A 17,998-nucleotide genomic window follows, 5' to 3' on the forward strand; every position below is an offset into this window, starting at 1 on the left:
GAAACCTCCGGCCTTCCCGTGCGTTGGCGCGGGATGGACGTACATTCGGATATTTTGGCTGCCATTCTCATCATCGGCGGCGGCATGGCGGGGTTTTCCGCCGCCACCGCGCTCGCTGAAACCGGCGCGCGGATCATCGTGCTCGACAAGGGGCGCGGCCCCGGCGGGCGCATGGCGGCGCGGCGGGTCGAGGTCGCGGGCGAGCAGATAAGCTTCGATCACGGCGCGCAATATTTCACCGCGCGCGATCCCGGCTTTCAGGCAGCGGTCGCGGCATGGGAAGCGGCAGGCGTGGCCGCGCGCTGGCCCGCTGCGGGCGACGACGCCTGGGTCGGCACCCCGGGCATGAACGCCTGCGTCAAGGCGATGGCGGCACCGCTCGACGTGCGCTGGGGCGTGCGGGCCGAGCGGCTGGAGCGTGACGGCGCGCGCTGGCGCATCGAGGCGGGCGAACAGGTCTTCATCGCCGCCACGGTGCTGGTCGCCGTCCCTGCCGAGCAAGCCGCCGTGTTGCTGGCCGAGGCCGCGCCCGACCTTGCCGCGCTGGCCGCAGATGTGACCTCCGCGCCGTGCTGGGCGGCAATGGCGGCCTTCGACGCGCCGCTGGCCTACACGCCCGACACCTTCCGCTCCGACAGCGCGCCGATCAGCTGGGCCGCGCGCAACTCGGCTAAGCCGGGGCGCGGCGGGGCCGAGACCTGGGTGATCCACGCCTCTCCCGCCCGCAGCCGCGAGTTGATCGATCTGCCGAAGGACGATGCCGCCGAGGCCCTGCTCGCCGATTTCTTCGCCGCCACCGGCATCGCGCCCGCCGTGCCGCAGCATCTGGATGCGCATCGCTGGCTCTACGCCCTGCCCGAAGCGCGCCGGGGCGAGGGCGCGCGCTTCGATCCGGCGCTCGGGATCGGGATCGCGGGGGATTACCTGCATTCGCCACGGGTCGAGGGCGCGTGGCTGTCAGGCCGGGCGCTGGCCGAGATGGTGTGTCAGGAGCGGGTCGCCAACACGTCGTAATGATGCCCGCGCCCGTATTTGGCGAAGCGGGTGAAGCCTGTAGCCCGCAGCAAGGCCTCGATTTCGCCCGCGCTCGCCCAGCGGTCGTCGACCTCATAGAAGATTGCCGCGACGCGGGCGAAGCTGGCGGTCTTGGCAAGCTCGGCGATCACAACGGCTTCCAGTCCCTCGACGTCGATTTTCACGAACATCGGAAGGTCGCCCGCGAGCAGCGGATCGACCAGCGGAGCGTCGATCGTCCGGATGGTGACGCCGCCGGCCGCAGGCTTTCCCGCCTCGCGCCCCGCCAGCGTGGCGGTGCCGGTGTGCCCCTCGGCGACGGAGATCGTCACCTCGCCGACGCTGTCAGCAATGGCGAGCGGGTGCAGCACCGTCCGCTCCGCACCGCCATTGAGCGAAACATTGGCGGCAAGGCGCGCATGGGTCGCGGGCACCGGCTCGAAGGCGATGATCTGGCGGCAGCGGGGGTTCTGTGCCGCGATCAGCGAATAGAGCCCCTGATTGGCGCCGATATCGACGAAGACGAAGTCCTTGCTCTGGCCCAGCAGCAGATCGGCCAGATCGCGGCCATAGGTGCCGAAAATGCAATAGCGGAAGGTCGTGTCCTGCCAGTTGGGCACCATCAGCACGCCGTAGGCCGAGCGCACCGCCGCCTCCCCGCGCGCGGCCATCACGGGCGACAGCGCGGCGGCCTTCCACTTGCGCAGGGTCTTGACCACGCCGTAGCGCCAGAAAGCTGCGAGACTAGCCACGGGTGCCTGTTCCTTCGAGAAATGCGCCGATTGCATCCGCCGCCCGCTCGGCCGAGGGGCGGTCGGACAGCGAGAAGGTCGCATCGATCAGCGCCTGCTGCACCGGCGCATAGCGCGGTTGCGCGGCCACCGCAGCATCAATCGCATCGAGCAGGCCGGCGGCGCTCTCCAGCACCGGGCCGGCCTGCCAGTGCAGATAATTGGGATCGTCTTGCCAATCCACGCCATGACTGTTGAGGAACAGGCATGGGCGGGGCGCGCGCAGGAATTCGTAGACCTGGCTGCTGACATCGCCAAGGTAGATGTCGGCGCGGTTGGTGTAGCTCATGTCGCTGCTGGCCGCGCTGCCGGTGTCGATATGGATGCGAGGCTCGCGGGCATATTCGGGGCCGGGGGGCACGACGCGGGCGAGGCTCGGCGGGTCGAGAGTCACCACCCATTTGCGCGCGAACAGCATCACGTGGGGCGCGAAGATCAGGTTGTAGCGATCCTGCCCGCGAAACGCCTCCAGCACCTGCGCGCCGTGTTTGAACCAGCTCGACAGCTTGGGCGAGGGATGGGGGTTGTAGATCACCGTGGGGCGCTCGGGCGCGGGGAAGCTGTCTGCGAAGCGATTATCCGCGCACAGATCAAACTTGGGATAGCCGACCAGCGCGATCTGTTCGGGACGCAGCCCCGCGTCCGCGATCAACCGGTCGCGGATCTTGGGGCCGGAGACCAGCACCAGATCGAACCGCGCGCTCTCGGGATTGAACCCGATCGCCCGGTCACCTGCGCCGTGGCGGGTGTGGATCAGCTTCACCTTATCGAGCCCGTAGCGGGACTTGAGCAGCAGTGTGGTCTTCTCCGACACCACCACCGCATCGAAGCTGGCAAAGAAATCGAGGTTGTCGCGGTAGATCAGCAGCTTGGTGGCGGGAACGAGGCGCTCGAGCACGCCCGCCAGCGCCTGCGATGCGCCGCGTTTGAGGCCAAGCTGCACCAGTTCCACCCGCGCGAGCAGCGCCGGATGGGCCTGCCGTTCGATCTCCTTGCGGATAGCCTCGCGCGCATAGGCGAGCACGATCCGGTGCTTTCCCCGCGCCGCCAGCGCCAGCGCTATGGGGAGCGAATGGGCGACCTGATGCGTCTGATCGTGGTTGAATAGGAAGCAGATGCGCTTCATGCCGCGCTCCAGTCGGCGCTCGCCCAGCCTGGCCGGGGGCTGGCATAGCGGCCCACCAGCACGGCCTCATCGGCGAAATCGAGGATCGGCGCGTCGCTGGCATGGTCGGTATAGGCGGTGAAGTGGACATCGGTGCGGATCAGCCCTTGGGCGGCGAGCCACTCCTCCACCCGCGCGACCTTGCGCGCGCCGTAATTGTTCGCGCCGTCGATCGCTGCGAGCAAGTGCCCGCGCGCATCGCGCCGGTGACGGGTGGCGATGCAGGCGTCGAAGCCGAGACCTGCGGCCATCGCATCGGCATAGATCTCGGGCGCGGCGGTGACGAGGACAAGGCGCACGCCCGCCGCGCGGTCGGCTGCCATCTGTGCGCGCGCGCCGGGCTGGATATTGTGCGCCAGCTGCCGCGCCACGAAAGCGTCGATGCGGGGCTGGAGCGCAGGGCCTGTCACCACGCGCCCCACCAGCAGCCGCAGCCCGAAGCGCTTCAGCGCCTCGCGCCCGTAGAGCCGCGCTTTGTAGCCCAGCATCGCCAGCACCCACAGCGGCAGGCCCAGCAGCCGCAGACCCGTGCCGCGCGCCGCCATGTGGACCAGAAACGGCGTGAAGGTCGGCGCGCGGGTCACCGTGCGGTCGAGATCGTAGAGAGCGATGCGCTGCATCCTCAGCGCGGGCCCTTGAGCAGTCGTTCGGCGAGGGCGTGATCCTCGACCTTGTCGACATCGACCCCCATGCGCCCGTCGGAGAGCAGCACCGGCGCGGCGCTCGCGCCCAACTTGCGGCCCGCCGCGGCCAGCGCCTCGTGCAGCGTCATGCGCCGCAGCAGCAGTTTCAGCATCAGCGCCGGGCCGAAATGGGCAGCAAGACGCAGCACCGATTTGCGATCCTGCTCGACCCGCTCCCAGAACCGCAGCGCATTGATCGCGGCAGGGGCGTTGAGCGCAAAGAGGTTCGCACCAGTGTAGCTGCCACCCCGGAAGGTCAGCCATGTGCGCCGGTTGGGGCCGACCGCTGCTTCGAGCCGCGCGCGCTCGACCATCGCGACGCTGACATCGCTCCCGCCCGCTCCGGCGATGAATTCGGCGATGGTGGCGGGGGTCAGCATGACGTTGTCGGCGGTGGTCACCAGCACCGGCAGGCCGATCGCGGGATCGCGCACGGCATCGCGCACCGATCCGCTGATGGTGGGGCCGGAGGTGCGGGCGGTGATGCGCGGCTCGGCCGCCGCCCAGGCAAGGTCGGGATGGCGCAGCAGTTCGGCCGCGTTCTGCGCCAGCACCACGATCCGCGCGATCTCGGGCGCGTCGGCGAGCGCCATCAGCACGCGGTTCAGCATCAGCTCGCCCGCGACCGGCACCAGCGCCTTGGCTTCGATGCCGAACTGCGCCGCCACCGGATCGACCCCCGGGCGCTGACCCGCCAGCACCAGCGCGGTCCAGCCGTGGGAAGCGTCAGTCATGGGCGGGCAAACCTCGGGCGGCAGGGGCGGGGCAGGGGGCGACGCGCCCCCTTCCAAGCGGCGCACGCCTTTGTCAAGAAAGCCCGGCCCGGCTCAGGCCGCCATCGGCGCGGGGCAATAGCGGGCGAGGTAATCGCCGTGGCCCGGCATGTGCTGGACAAGGTAGCGGATCGACTGTTCGATCTCGGTGATTTCGCGCGCGGTCTCTTCGGGATCGAGCGCGTCGGCCATCGCGTTGTGGCCGCCCATCCGGATGCCCTGACCCATCATCACCGCCGCCCAGCTGGTTTCGGTGAAGAGCTCGTCCTCCTCGCGGAAGATCTGGCCGTTGGCGCGGAACAGCTCGACCTTCTCGGTGAGGCTGTCGGGCACGGGCATGGTGCGGACATAGTTCCAGAAGTCGGAATCGTCGCGGCTGGTGGCGTTGTAGTGGAGGATCAGGAAGTCGCGGATACGCGCATATTCGCGCCCCGTCAGGCGGTTGAAGGTATCCTCCTGCACCTGCGTGATCCCGTCCAGCGACAGCAGCGAGATCAGCTTGTCGATCCCGGTGTTGATGAGGTGGATCGAGGTCGATTCGAGCGGCTCCATAAAGCCCGCCGCCAGCCCCAGCGCGACGACGTTCTTGTTCCAGAACTTCTTGCGCCGCCCGGTGACGAAGCGCAGCCAGTTGGGCTCGGCCTGGGGCTTGCCCGCAATATTGCCGAGCAGGATGTCGAGCGCTTCCTGGTCGTCCATATAGGCCGCGCAATAGACATGGCCGTTGCCGTTGCGGTGTTGCAGCGGCACCTGCCATTGCCAGCCCGCGCTGTGCGCGGTGGCGCGGGTAAAGGGCGGGGGCGGGCCGCCGTCGTCGCGCTTGCAGGGCAGGGCGACAGCGCGGTCGCAGGGCAGGTAGTGGCTCCAGTCGTCATAGCCGGTCTTCAGCGCCTGCTCGATGAGCAAGCCCCTGAAACCCGAGCAATCGATGAACAGATCGCCCTGAAACGCGCGGCCATCCTCCAGCGTGACGCCGGTGACGAAGCCGCTTTCCCCGTCAAGCTGCACATCGGCGATCCTGCCCTCGTGCCGCACCACGCCGCGGCTTTCGGCCAGCTGGCGCAGGAACGTGGCATAGCGGCCCGCGTCGAGATGATAGGCATAATTGACCGGCGGCAGATCGTCGCGCTTGAAATCCTCGCTCCGCGCGAACTTGCCGAAATAGGCGGCCATCGTCTCGAGGTTGAAGACCTGGATCGGACGCTTGTCGCCCGCGCCGACCATGCGGTGCCAGACATGGTGGAAGCTTATTCCGCCCATGGTGTAGCCATAGGCACCGAAGGGGTGGATATAGCTGTCGCCCAGCTTGCCCCAGTTTTCGAACTGGATGCCCAGCTTGAAGGTGCCGCCGACCGCGGCGAGCATCTCCGCCTCGTTGACTCCGATCAGCTCGTTGAAGCCGACAAAGGGCGGAATCGTCGCCTCGCCGACGCCGACCGTGCCGATGCTTTCGGATTCGATGAGCGCGATTTCCACAGGCCGCCCGCGCTTGATCCGCGACAGGGCGGCTGCTGCCATCCATCCGGCCGTGCCCCCGCCGACGATGATAATGCGTTCAATTGCCACGTTTTCATCGATCCCCATTGGGCCACGATAGGCCCTGTCGGCGGGTCTTTTGTCGCGCCGCCATGTGTTGCCAGAATGCAATATGAACGCAAGATTACAAGTCTTGAGAACGCTCTCAAGATGCGCTAGAACAGTTCCGCAGCCCGCAGCTTCAGGCATGAATCTGTCGCGCGGCATGGGGAGAGACGAAAGATCATGAAAACGCACTCGCATGCGCCGGCCCGGCGTCTGTTCGCTCTTGGCACGGCATCGGCGCTGGCCATTGCCGCCGCCAGCCCGGCCATGGCGCAGGATGCCGCCGAAGCCGATCCGGAAACCGAAGATGCGGTAGCCGGGGAAGGCGCCAACGACATCATCGTCACCGGCTTTCGCGCCTCGCTTCAGAACGCGCAGAACATCAAGCGCAACGCCGACACCGTGGTCGACGTGATCACCGCCGAAGACATCGGTGCGCTGCCCGACCGTTCGGTTGCCGAAGCGCTCCAGCGCGTGCCGGGTGTCAACATCGGCCGGTTCGAGAAGCAGTCCGACCCGACCCGTTTCTCGGTCGAAGGCACGGGTCTCATCATCCGCGGCCTTCCCTATGTCAGTTCGCAGCTCAACGGGCGCGACATCTTCTCGGCCAATGGCGGCCGCGCGCTGAGCTTCGAGGACGTCTCACCCGAGCTCGTCGGCCGCGTCGAGGTGTTCAAGAACATCACCGCCGACCAGATCGAAGGCCACATCGCGGGTCTCGTCAATCTCGTCACCCGCAAACCGCTCGACAACCCAGGCTTCCACGTGGCGGGCTCGATCGAGGGCAATTACGGCGATCTGCGGCAGGAATGGTCGCCGACCTTCAACATTCTGGCCTCGAATACCTTCGAGACCGGTCAAGGCACCTTCGGCCTGCAGTTCAGCTATTCCAATTCCAAGCTCAAGAGCCGCACCGACGCCTCGCAGCTGGTCGATTACTGCTATCGCCCGGCCGATCTCAGCGGCGGCTGCGCGCGGATTTTCGACCTCAATTCGGGCGGCTTCGGGGATGAACCCAATTTCACCCCGGACAATTTCCCGCCGCCTAACTCGGTGCTCGTCCCGCAATTCGCCAACGTGCGCACCACGACGCTGGATCGCGACCGCGAGGCCTTCTCGGCGGTCGGCCAGTTCGAGACCCTCGATGGCGATCTGCTGCTGACACTCGAATACCTGCGTTCGGAAACCGGCTTCGCGACCGAGGAATTCGCGCTGCTGGGCCGAATCGACGATGGCGTTTCGACCAACCAGCCGCGCGCGGGCACGAATTACGAATTCGACGCGAACGGCAATTTCGTCAGCGGCATTCTCACCCAGAACGTCGGCAATGCCTATGCCACGCCCTTCGGCCTCGGCGGTATCCCGATGGACGCGCTGCGCTTCGTGCGCGACACCCAGTCCACCACGCAGGACATCTCGCTCGACGCGCAGATGGAGTTCACCGACCGCTTCCGCGGCAAGGTCGAGATGCAGTACGTCAAGTCCGATCTGACGCGTGATTCGGTGTTCGGTGCGACCAGCACCTGGGCCGATATTGCGATCGACCTGTCGGGCAAGACGCCGGATATCGAGTTCCTCGCCCCGGTCGGCGCGCCGTCGGATTACTTCACCAGCGGGTTCTACACCTATTACTGGTTCGGCCTCGACAGCCGCGAGCGCAACGATGGCGAGCTGTTCAGCCTCGCTGGCGATTTCGAATATGACCTGAGCGATGAAGGCTTCTTCCGCAAGGCGGCCTTCGGTGGACGCTGGGCGACGCGCGACCGTGCCAACCGCAACACCAACTTCAGCACCTGGGGCAACCTTTCGGCACCCTGGGCGGGCCGCGCGGGCTGCGCTCCGTGGAATGCCGGGCCGGGTTGTGCGGCCACCGGCGGCTTTCAGCCGGGCCGGTTCTTCACCGGCCTGCCTGGTCAGGAATCGGCGATCGGCGGCGGCGCCTATGTCGACGAATTCCCCGATGCCTCCGCCTATCGCAATCCCTTCGCCGACAATTTCCAGCGCGGCGAATCCGGCACGCCGATCCAGAACGGCGGCGCGTTCTTCTACGGCGGCGACGACTTCCTGCGGGAATATCTCGATGGCGTGACCGATCAGCAATGGGATGCGATCACCACCTTCAGCCAGTCGCCGGAAAGCTTCAACCTCGGCGTCAACGGTCGCAGCCGGACGCTGCCGGACGGCACGACGGTGCAGTGCGATCCCTATTGCCCGTCGGAAATTTCGGACGTCACCGAAATCACCTCGGCTGCCTATGTGCGCGTCGATTTCGGCGCGGATTTCGCGGGCGGATCGTCGCTCGCGGGGAATATCGGCCTGCGTTATGTCCGCACCAATGTCAGCAACAATGCGCTGATCGCCTTCCCGGACCCGGCGCAGTTCGATGCCGATCCGAACTTCGGCAACAATGACGGCATCGTGCAGGTGGCCGAAATCATCGCCAGCTGCCCGCCGGTTGATCCGAGCATTCCCGACAATGGCGGCTTCATCCCGCAGCGGGCCTATTGCCAGCTAACCGGACAGCGCCTTGCCGATTACGCCGCGCTGTTCACGGGCGAAGTGATCCGCGACGGGCGCGACATCAATTTCGACCACTTCCTGCCGTCGTTCAACGTGCGCTGGGATTCGGGCACCGGTGTCGTCATCCGCGGTGCGGTGTCGAAGGGAATCAGCCGCCCCGATCTCAACCTGTTCAATGCGGGCGGGGTGCTCGGCTTCAGCGGCCGGGTGAACGATGGCCCGCTGCTGGCGGTCTCGACCGGCAACCGCAACCTGCGGCCGACCGAATCCTGGAACTACGACCTCAGCGCCGAATGGTATTTCAGCGCCGTCGGCTCGCTGACCGCAGCCTTCTTCGTGAAGGATATCCAGGGCATCGTCACGTCCGGCACCGGAACCGTGATCTATCCGAGCTCGATCGGCAACGATCAGGAAGAGGTGATCATCAACGGCCCGGCCAACGACATCTCGGGCACGCTCAAAGGTGTCGAATTCGCCTATCAGCAAACCTACGACTTCCTGCCGGGGCTGCTCAGCGGGCTGGGTTCGCAGTTCACCTATACCTATGTGGACGGCAGCGATTTCCCCAACCCCAATATCTCGGGCATCGGTTCGCCGTCGGTCAATTCGAGCGGTCAGCCGCTCAACAACGGGCCCTTCGCCGGTCAGCTTCCGCTTGCCGGGATTTCGAAGCACACCATCAACGCGACGCTGTTCTACGAAAAGGGCCCGCTGTCGATGCGTGCCGCCTATAACTGGCGCAGCGACTTCCTGGTGACGCAGCGGGACGATCTTTTCCCGTTCTCGCCGATCTTCCAGGAAGCGGGCGGCCAGCTCGACGGGTCGATCTTCTACAGCGTCACCCCGCAGATCAAGCTGGGCGTGCAGGGTGTGAACCTGCTCGACGAGACCACCCAGCTCTCGACGCTGGTCGATTTCGACGGGACGCGCCCGATCAGTGCGGTGTTCCGCAACGATCGCCGCTTCACCTTCATCGCCCGCTTCAACTTCTGAGCGGGGGGAAGGCAATGACACGCACAGGGCTGCCGAAAGCGGGAATGCTGACGGCGGCCCTGCTGCTTTCGGGAGCGACACCCCCGCCCGAAGACCAGCCGCTCGCCCCGCTGGAAGGGCGCGGCTGGCAGCTGGTCTGGGCCGACGAGTTCGAGGGCGAAGCGCTCGACCGCAGCAAGTGGACGCCCGAGGAGTCCTGCTGGGGCGGGGGCAATTTCGAGCGGCAGTGCTACACCGACCGGCCCGATAACATCGCGGTCGAGAACGGGCTGCTGCTCCTCAAGGCAAAAAAGGAGCGCTTCACCGGCCCCGCGCGTCCGCCCGAGATTGCCGAACCGGGCAACCCCCGCCTTACCCAGTCGCACACCTCGGGCAAGGTGCGCACCATCGGCAAGCACGCCTGGCGCTATGGCCGGATCGAAGTGCGCGCAAAAGTGCCGCCGGGGCAGGGCACCTGGCCCGCGGTGTGGATGATGCCCGACGACCCGGCCTATGGCGCGTGGCCGCGCTCGGGCGAGATCGACATTCTCGAAGCGGTCAATATCGGCGCCAAGTGCAAGGAATGCGAAGGCGGGCGCGGCGAAAACCGCACGATCAGCGCACTGCATTTCGGCGATTTCGCGCCCCAGAACAGGTATGTCGACAGCCGCACCGCGCTGCCCACTCGCGCGCTGCAATCTGACGATTTTCACGTCTATGCGGTCGAGTGGGGGGAGGGGCTGATCCGCTTCTTGGTGGACGACCGGGTGCATCTCACCGTCACCGCCGACCAGTGGAGCACCGCCGCGCCAAAAGCCAAGGGCAAACCCGCCGCGCCCTTCGACCAGCCCTTCTATATCATGGCCGATCTCGCCGTGGGTGGGCGTTTGTCGGAAGAAAACAACGCCAAGGGGGTTGCCCCGAGCAGTTTTCCCGCGCAATTCGCGATCGACTGGATCAGGGTCTACCAATGCGCCAGCGATCCGGAGACGGGCCGCGCCTGCATGCGTTAGGCCCACAGCAGGCGAGACGGGAAGCGGTTTTTCATGGCGCGGGTGCGCAAGACAGTCACGATCAGGGACGTGGCCGAGGATGCGGGGGTCTCGCTCCAGACGGTGAGCCGGGTGGTCAACGGCGGCCCCAACGTGCGCCCGCAACTGCGCGAGCGCGTGCAGGCCGCGATCGACAAGCTCGGCTATGTGCCGAGCCTTGCGGCGCAGCGGATGAGCGGCTCGCGCTCCTACATCATTCTCGCCATCAACGACCGCGAACGCACGCTTGCCGACTGGCGTGAGCGGATCGGCACGGACTGGGTCGACCAGATGCTGCTGGGCGGGATGCTGACCTGCCACCAGCACGGCTACCGGATGATGGTGGAGTTGGTCGACACCCATTCCGACCATGTCGAGCGCGAGCTGGGCGCGGCGCTTTCGGCCTTGCAGCCCGACGGCGTGATCCTCACCCCGCCGCACTCGGAAAACCCGCTGATCACGCAGCTTCTGGCCGAGCGGCGCATCCCCTTCGCGCGGATCGGATCGGACGCGCCGGGGCCGGGGATTGCGCTGACGATGGGCGATCATGGCGCAGGCCATCTGGCCACCACGCACCTCGCAAAGCTGGGCCATCGCCGCATCGCGATGATCGCGGGGCCGGATCAATACAGCCTCAGCGGCTGGCGCATCGACGGTTGGCGGCGCGCGCTGGCCGAGGCGGGATTGCCGGACGAGGGCCTGCTAGAGGTCGGCGATTTCGGCTATGACAGCGGCATCCGCGCCGCGCGTGCGCTGCTCGATCGCCATGCGGATCTCACCGCGATCATCGCCTCGTCCGACCAGATGGCGCTCGCCGTGCTCGAAGTCGCGCGCGAGCGCGGGCTTGCGGTGCCCGACGATCTCTCGCTGATCTCCTTCGACAACACCCCGATCGTGCGCTTCACCCAGCCGCCGCTGACCGCGATCGACCAGCCGATTGCCGAGACGGTCAGCCGCGCGGTCGAGCATCTCATCACCCGCGTGCCCGATACGGACGACGCGGCGGTGATCGAGGTGGCCGCCGCGCTGGTCGAACGCGCCTCCACCGCGCCGCCGCCGGGCCGGGCTTGAACATTCCCCCGCCGCAGCGCCAGCCCGGCTGGTTTCTGGCGCTGTTCGCCTTGGCTGCCGCCGGGGGCGCGGTCGCCTATGTGCCGCTGCTGACCGTGCTGTTGCCGCAGGCGATCGCCGACACCCAGGGTAGCGAGGATGTCGCGGCGCTGGCGCGGGTCACCTTCCTCGGAGCGGCGATGGCGAGCCTTGCCAATTTTGCATTCGGTATCCTCAGCGATCGCTCCCGCACCCGCCGCCCGTGGATCATCGCCGGGCTGGTGCTCTCCAACGCGCTGCTGCTGGTGATCGGAGAGGCCCGGAGCGTGGGGGCGATCGTGCTGCTGGTGATGGTCTGGCAGGTGGCGCTCAACATGATGCTCTCGCCGCTGATGGCCTGGGCGGGGGATTGCTTTCCGGACGAGCAGAAGGGCGTGCTCGGCGGCGCGCTGTCCCTCTCGCCCGCGCTGGGCGCGCTCGCGGGGTCGCTGGTGACCTGGGCCGGGCTGGTCGCCTCCGAAGCACGGCTGGGTCTTGTGGCGGTGCTGGTGAGCGTGCTGGTGCTGCCTGCGGTGATGCTGGGGAAGGGGCGGGTGCAGCCTGCGCTCATGACCCCCGCCAAGCCTCTCCCCGCAGCCGATCCTGAGCGCCCGCGCGAGCGGGTGGTGCTGCGGATGTGGGCCGCACGCCTGCTGGTGCAGGTGGCCGAGGGCGGGATGTTCGCCTTCCTGCTCTACTGGCTGCGCTCGCTCGCGCCCGGCTATCCCGAAAACGGCGCGGCCAACATCTTCAGCGCGGTGCTGGTCTGCGCGGTTCCGGTTTCGCTGCTGGCAGGGCGGTGGTCGGACCGCCAGCGACGCCCGATCCTGCCGCTGGTCGTCACCGCGCTGCTGTGTGCCTGCGGGATGCTGGTGATGGCCGGTGCGCCGAGCCTGCCCTGGGCGATTGCAGGCTATGTGCTGTTCGGCCTCGCCGCTGCGGTGTTCCTCGCGCTCCATGCCAGCCAGACGCTGCGGGTGCTGCCCCAGCCGCAGCATCGCGGGCGCGATCTTGGGGTGTTCAACCTCACCAACACCGTGCCCGGTATGGTTATGCCCTGGCTGACCGTGCTGCTGGTGCCGCAGTTCGGCTATGGCGCGCTGTTCGTGCTGTTCGCCGGTCTCTCGCTGGCGAGCGCGGTGCTGCTCGCCGGGTTCCTGCGCCGCTGATCCCGATACGCGGGAGGCTTGCCAAAGCGAGCGGCGCGCGGCATAGTTTGATAACGTTCACAAAGAAAATCACAGGTCTTGGGAGGGACTGACGCGATGCGGCTTTCGACAGGGATGGGGCGGCTGGTGTGCGGCGCGGCGCTGGCAGCGCTGGTGGCCGGATGCAGCAGTGCACCCGAGGTGCAATCGGCGAGCGCGGTTGCTCCGGCTGACGCGAACTCCCCCGAGGCGTTGCTCGCCCGCATGAGCATCGAGCGCAAGGTCGCGCAGATCATCCAGCCCGATATCGGCTCGATCACGCCCGCCGACATGCGCGAATACCGCTTCGGCACGATCCTCAACGGCGGCAATTCCGGGCCCTATGGCGATGACAAGGCTCCGGCAGCCGACTGGCTGAAGCTGGCAGACGAATACTGGGCCGCCTCCACTGCGCCGCTCCCCAATGGCGAACCTGCGATCCCCGCGCTGTGGGCGACCGACGCGGTCCACGGCCACGCCAATGTCATCGGCGCGACGGTCTTCCCGCACAATATCGCGCTGGGCGCAACGGGCGACGAGGACCTCATCCGCCGCATCGGCGCGGCCACCGCGGTCGAGATCGAGGTGACCGGCATCGACTGGACCTTCGCGCCGACCGTGGCCGTGGCGCGTGACGATCGCTGGGGCCGCACTTACGAGAGCTATTCCGAAGACCCGGCGCTGGTCACCCGCCTCGGCGCGGCGATGGTCGAGGGGCTTCAGGGCCGCCCGGGCGAGCCGAGGTTCCTCGGAGAAGGGAAGGTCGCCGCGACCGCCAAGCACTTCTTCGGCGACGGCGGCACTGCACAAGGCGTCGATCAGGGCGACGTCAACGGCGATCTCGCCGAACTGATGGCGATCCACGCCGCCCCTTACCCCGCCGCGATCGACCGGGGCGTCGCCAGCGTGATGGCGAGCTTCAATTCGATCAACGGCACCAAGATGCACGGCAATCAGGCGCTGCTGACCGGCGAGCTGCGCGGCAAACTGGGCTTTGAGGGCGTGGTGGTCGGCGACTGGAACGGCCACGGCCAGATCAAGGGCTGCACCAATTCCGATTGTCCGCAGGCGCTGCTGGCGGGGCTCGACGTCTACATGGTGCCCGAGGACTGGAAGGCGCTCCACGCCAGCCTCGTCAGGCAGGTCAAGGATGGCACGATCCCGATGGCCCGGCTCGACGAGGCGGTGCTGCGAGTGCTGCGGATGAAGCAGCGGCTCGGCGTGCTCGATGGCGAAGTCACGCCTTCGGCGCGAATGCTCGGCGGCAAGTGGGACAGGCTCGGCGCGCCCGAACACCGCGCGATTGCGCGCGAGGCGGTGGCGAAGTCGATGGTGCTGCTCAAGAACCAGGGCTTGTTGCCCCTGCGGCCCGGTGCGCGGATCGAAGTCGCGGGCGCGGCGGCGGACAATATCCCGCAGCAGGCGGGTGGCTGGTCGGTGACATGGCAAGGCGGGGGCGAGCTCACCGCTGCCGACTTCCCCGGCGCGACCTCGATCTGGCAGGGCATCGCCGAGGCCGCGAAGGCGGCGGGCGGCGAGGCCGTGCTCGCACCCGGCGGCAGTGCCAGCAGCACGCCCGACATCGCCATCGTCGTCTTCGGCGAGGAACCCTATGCCGAATTCGTCGGCGACCGGAAGGATCTCGCCTTCCGCGACGAAGAGGGGCTGAACCTGCTCAAGGCCTACAAGGCGCGCGGCATCCCGACGGTGGCGGTCTTTCTTTCGGGCCGACCCTTGTGGGTCAACCGCGAGCTCAACGCCGCGGACGCCTTCGTCGCCGCATGGCTGCCGGGAAGCGAGGGCGCAGGGGTGGCCGACGTGCTGTTCGGCAAGGCGCAGCCCACCGGGCGGCTGTCCTTCAGCTGGCCGAAAACCTGCGAGGGCGCGCCGCTCAACAGCCCCGAGGGCGCGCTGTTTGCGCTCGGTTACGGGCTTGGTTTCAAGGCCCCGCGCATGGCTTGGGCCCCGCTCGACGAGACTTGCGCGGCACTGACGCAGGATAGCGGCGCGGTGTGGTTCGCCAGCGGCAAGCTCGGCGCGCAGGTGCAGGCTGTGGCGGACAATGCGCTGCTCCCCGATTTGCGCGGCACCGGCAGCGGGATCACCGCCACCGGGCTCGACCGCCGCGCGCAGGAAGACGCGCGCCGCATTGCCTTTGCCCCCGGCGCGAAGCTGACCCTGACCGGGCCGGAGAGCGGCGCGGCCTGGCGGATCGCCTATCAGGTCGCCGCCCGCCCCGGCGCAGCCGTGACGGTGACGGCGGGCGGCCAGCCGCTCGATATCACGCAGGGGATGTCGGTCGCCGAAGGCAAGGGCTGGCGCGAGATGGTGTTGACCCCGGCCTGCCTCGGCACCGCGGGTGGGACGCTGACTTTCGCCTCCAAGGGCGCCTTCACGCTCCAGATCAGCGAGATCGCCCGCGACGAGGCGGCGGCGAGCGCGGAGTGTTCGTTCTAGGCGCGGATCACACCGGATAGCGGCGCGCCTGAGCGTCCCGGAAACAGGCGCGCCATCGCCAGTTCGGGGTCGAGCCGCAGATGCTCGGCCACCGCGCCCGCCAGCACGCTTTCGAGCGCGATGGTGGGGGCAACGTCGCGGCCTTCGTAAAGCTGGCCGGTCGCAAGGCCCGGCCAGTCGGCAATCACCCGCCCGCCCTTGACGTTGCCGCCCATCACCAGCGCCGCGCCAGCGGTGCCGTGGTCGGTGCCGCCGGTGCCGTTGAGCCGCGCTGTGCGGCCGAATTCGGTCGCCACAACCACTATGGTATCGGCCCAGCCTGCGTCCATGCCGGCCTTGTAGGCGGCGAGCAGCGCGTCGAGCTGACGGGCCGAGCGGGCAAAGGCCCCGCGCTGGTTGGCATGGGTGTCCCACCCGCCCAGCTCGATCATCCCGATCCGCGCGCCGCCTTCGCCGCGCATCAGCGAGGCGGTGAGTTCACCCGCCGCGCGCGCATCGTTGAGGTTGCGCAGGCCGTCATCGGCGGCCATCGCCTGCGTTTCCAGCGCCCGCGACCACAGCGCGCCAAGCTCGCTGTCGCCGGCATAGAGCTGGCTCACCCGCGCCATCAGATCCTCGCTGGCGTTGGGCAGGGCGGACGGCGCGTAGTTCGAAACCGGCGCGGCCCCCTGCAAGGCGAGCGGCACAGCCTGCGCAATCGCCAACGCGCGCAGGGGCGCAGGCGCACCCTCGCTCACCAGCGCGGCGAGGCGGTTGAGCCAGCCGTCCTTGGTGTCATAGGGCGCGGTGCCGCCGGTCTCGATCAGGTTCTGCCCGTCGAAATGCGAGCGCTCCCGATAGGCGGTGGCCGCAGCGTGGACGAACAGCGCCTCGCCCGCCGCAGCGGACTTGCCGATTTCGGCCAGCGCGGGGTGGACGGCGAAGAAGCTGCCGATCCGCGGGGCATTCTCGTAATCGGCCAGCGTGGCTCCGCGCAGCGCCTCGAGCCCGGGATCGCCCACGGGGGCGAGCATCGCCATCCCGTCCGCAGCGCCGCGCAGCAGGACGAACAGCAGATTGCGGCTTCCCGCCCCTTGCGCAAAGGCGATCCGGGGCATGGCGAGGCTTCCCGCGCCCAGCACCAGCGATCCGGCAAGCAGCGAGCGGCGGTCGAGAGCGGTGGTCATGGGTCTATCTCCGCATCATTTCGGGCGAGACCAGCAGCAGCGCGAGCGCCTGTTGGCCGCTTTCGGCGCGCTTCAGCTGGGTCAGGGTCGGCTCGGTCAGCGCGCCGGGGAAGGCGGTCTCGGCGAGCGCGACGACATTGTCCGCCGGAACCGCGCGGGATATCCGCTCGGCAAATTCGACGCGGCGGATCAGCGCGTCGGGCCCGGCCCAGCTGGCGGCCCGATCGTCATACCCGGCAGGCGAGGGCGCGCGCCACGGGGCCTGCCCCAGCTGTGTCAGCGCGCCGACGATGCGCTGGGTCGGCAGCTCCCTCACGCCAGTGAGGCGCAAGGTCGCCACCAGCCATTCGAACGGCGTGCGGAACTTGACCGGCTGTGCGGTCCACGCCTCGGGCGCGTCGATCAGCGTCGCAGTGAGGCTCGCCAGATCGCCGCCGGTCTCGAGGAAATCGGCCTCCAGCCGCGCGACCAGTGCCAGGGGCGGGGTGTCGCCTGCGAAGTGGCGCGCGAATTTGGTGGCGATATGGCGCGCGGTGGCGGGATGGGCGGCAAGGTCGTCGAGGATCGCGAGCGCCTGCCGCGCTTCGGCGGCGGGATAGTTGCGCCCCAGCACTTGCCGCGCGCCGGGCTCGTGCACCAGCGCGACGAAGGCCGCGCCGCTGTCCTGCGTTTCGGCAAAGCGCCCCGCGCGGCCGAGGCCCGGCACCGTCCAGCCGGTGAGCGCGCGGGCGAGCTCCGTCACATCGGCCTGACTGTAGCCGCCACCCACACCCAGCGTGTGCAACTCCAGCACCTCGCGCGCCAAGTTCTCGTTGAGGCCGCGCGGACGCTGCGGGCTGTCGCCGCCGCGCCGCGCGCGTCTTTGGCTGAATGGCGCATTGGGGCCGATCGACTGGAACTGGTCGAGATAGATCAGCATCGCCGGATGCAGCACCGCGGCCTTGAGCATGTCGGCGAAGCGCCCGAACACATGCGGACGGATCGCGGTGAATTCGTGCGGGCCGACTTCGAACTGGGTGCCGAGCTTGCCAACCGAGACGCTGAAGTGATTGGCCCAGAAATGCACCAGCCGCTCGGCCAGCGGAGTCTGGCTCGTCACCGCAAGATTGACCCGCGCGGCGATGTCGTCGGCCAGCACCCGGCGCGCCTCCATCAGCTTGTCGCGATATTCGGGCGGCAATCCGGCGAGCGCAGCGGCGCGGGGATTGTCGGCGGTCATGGCATCGCCCATCGGCCCGGCCATGGCGGGAGCCTCGGCACCCTCCATCGCTGCAATCGCGCGCGCATCCTGCCGCAGATTACGCACCAGTTCGATCATTTCGCCCGTCTTGGCGCGGGTGTCCATCCGCCCGGCGATGACAGGCGGCGCGGGGTCGAAAGCATCGCGCTGGCGCAGCAGCCAGCGCTTCGGATCGTTCGGCACCGGGACGGACGCGGCACGGCCATAGCCGAAGCGGTTGATCGCGATGCTGGCCGGCGTCATGGCAGCTTCTTGCAGGCGAAGGTCACGGACATGGCGGTGCAATCCTGAACATGGCAGCCGTCGGCACAAAAACCGCACGGCGCCTG

13 protein-coding genes are annotated in these 17,998 nt (G+C 68.0%); 6 read left to right on the top strand and 7 right to left on the bottom strand.

The window, feature by feature from the left end:
* Positions 1 to 33 precede the first annotated feature (33 nt).
* Entirely contained in the window at positions 34 to 1,014 is a 981-nt protein-coding gene (locus tag E2E27_RS09155) for an NAD(P)/FAD-dependent oxidoreductase (RefSeq protein ID WP_141458649.1), read from the top strand.
* Here E2E27_RS09155 and E2E27_RS09160 read toward each other — a convergent pair.
* The 5 genes from E2E27_RS09160 to E2E27_RS09180 all read right to left on the bottom strand — a co-directional run bounded on the left by E2E27_RS09160 (position 987) and on the right by E2E27_RS09180 (position 5,944).
* Positions 987 to 1,766 (bottom strand): FkbM family methyltransferase, encoded by a 780-nt coding sequence (locus E2E27_RS09160; protein ID WP_181443398.1) that lies wholly within the window; start codon positions 1,764 to 1,766, stop codon positions 987 to 989. The two genes, E2E27_RS09155 and E2E27_RS09160, sit on opposite strands and share 28 nt — an antisense overlap.
* The gene (locus tag E2E27_RS09165) at positions 1,759 to 2,931 is read right to left on the bottom strand and encodes a CDP-glycerol glycerophosphotransferase family protein (protein ID WP_141458651.1); all 1,173 of its coding nucleotides are present in this window, start codon (positions 2,929 to 2,931) and stop codon (positions 1,759 to 1,761) included. The genes E2E27_RS09160 and E2E27_RS09165 overlap by 8 nt, the downstream gene beginning before the upstream one ends.
* Positions 2,928 to 3,590, bottom strand: coding sequence for an HAD family hydrolase (locus E2E27_RS09170; protein ID WP_141458652.1), 663 nt, complete (start codon positions 3,588 to 3,590; stop codon positions 2,928 to 2,930). Before E2E27_RS09170 ends, E2E27_RS09165 begins: the two co-directional genes overlap by 4 nt.
* Positions 3,591 to 3,592: 2 nt before the next feature.
* Entirely contained in the window at positions 3,593 to 4,387 is a 795-nt protein-coding gene (locus E2E27_RS09175) for an NTP transferase domain-containing protein (RefSeq protein WP_141458653.1), read from the bottom strand.
* A gap of 93 nt (positions 4,388 to 4,480) precedes the next feature.
* Positions 4,481 to 5,944: a tryptophan halogenase family protein gene (locus E2E27_RS09180; RefSeq protein ID WP_234036262.1), complete on the bottom strand. Its 1,464-nt coding sequence runs from the start codon at positions 5,942 to 5,944 to the stop codon at positions 4,481 to 4,483.
* Positions 5,945 to 6,187: 243 nt separating this feature from the next.
* Between E2E27_RS09180 and E2E27_RS09185 the strand changes: the two genes are divergently transcribed.
* From E2E27_RS09185 to E2E27_RS09205, 5 genes are all read left to right on the top strand, one after another.
* A complete protein-coding gene (locus E2E27_RS09185) occupies positions 6,188 to 9,520 on the top strand; it encodes a TonB-dependent receptor (protein ID WP_141458655.1) in 3,333 nt (1,110 codons plus the stop codon).
* Positions 9,521 to 9,534: 14 nt separating this feature from the next.
* Entirely contained in the window at positions 9,535 to 10,512 is a 978-nt protein-coding gene (locus E2E27_RS09190) for a glycoside hydrolase family 16 protein (protein WP_141458656.1), read from the top strand.
* 33 nt (positions 10,513 to 10,545) lie between these two features.
* A complete protein-coding gene (locus tag E2E27_RS09195) occupies positions 10,546 to 11,601 on the top strand; it encodes a LacI family DNA-binding transcriptional regulator (protein ID WP_141458657.1) in 1,056 nt (351 codons plus the stop codon).
* Positions 11,598 to 12,788 (top strand): MFS transporter, encoded by a 1,191-nt coding sequence (locus tag E2E27_RS09200; protein ID WP_141458658.1) that lies wholly within the window; start codon positions 11,598 to 11,600, stop codon positions 12,786 to 12,788. The genes E2E27_RS09195 and E2E27_RS09200 overlap by 4 nt, the downstream gene beginning before the upstream one ends.
* A 96-nt stretch (positions 12,789 to 12,884) precedes the next feature.
* On the top strand, positions 12,885 to 15,263 hold the full coding sequence (locus E2E27_RS09205; RefSeq protein WP_141458659.1) for a glycoside hydrolase family 3 protein: 2,379 nt from the start codon (positions 12,885 to 12,887) through the stop codon (positions 15,261 to 15,263).
* Here E2E27_RS09205 and E2E27_RS09210 read toward each other — a convergent pair.
* Entirely contained in the window at positions 15,260 to 16,429 is a 1,170-nt protein-coding gene (locus E2E27_RS09210) for a DUF1501 domain-containing protein (protein ID WP_141458660.1), read from the bottom strand. The genes E2E27_RS09205 and E2E27_RS09210 overlap by 4 nt on opposite strands.
* Positions 16,430 to 16,433: 4 nt before the next feature.
* Positions 16,434 to 17,912, bottom strand: coding sequence for a DUF1800 domain-containing protein (locus tag E2E27_RS09215; RefSeq protein WP_141458661.1), 1,479 nt, complete (start codon positions 17,910 to 17,912; stop codon positions 16,434 to 16,436).
* Positions 17,913 to 17,998 lie beyond the last annotated feature (86 nt).

Source organism: Porphyrobacter sp. YT40, from assembly GCF_006542605.1.
Taxonomy (GTDB): domain Bacteria; phylum Pseudomonadota; class Alphaproteobacteria; order Sphingomonadales; family Sphingomonadaceae; genus Erythrobacter.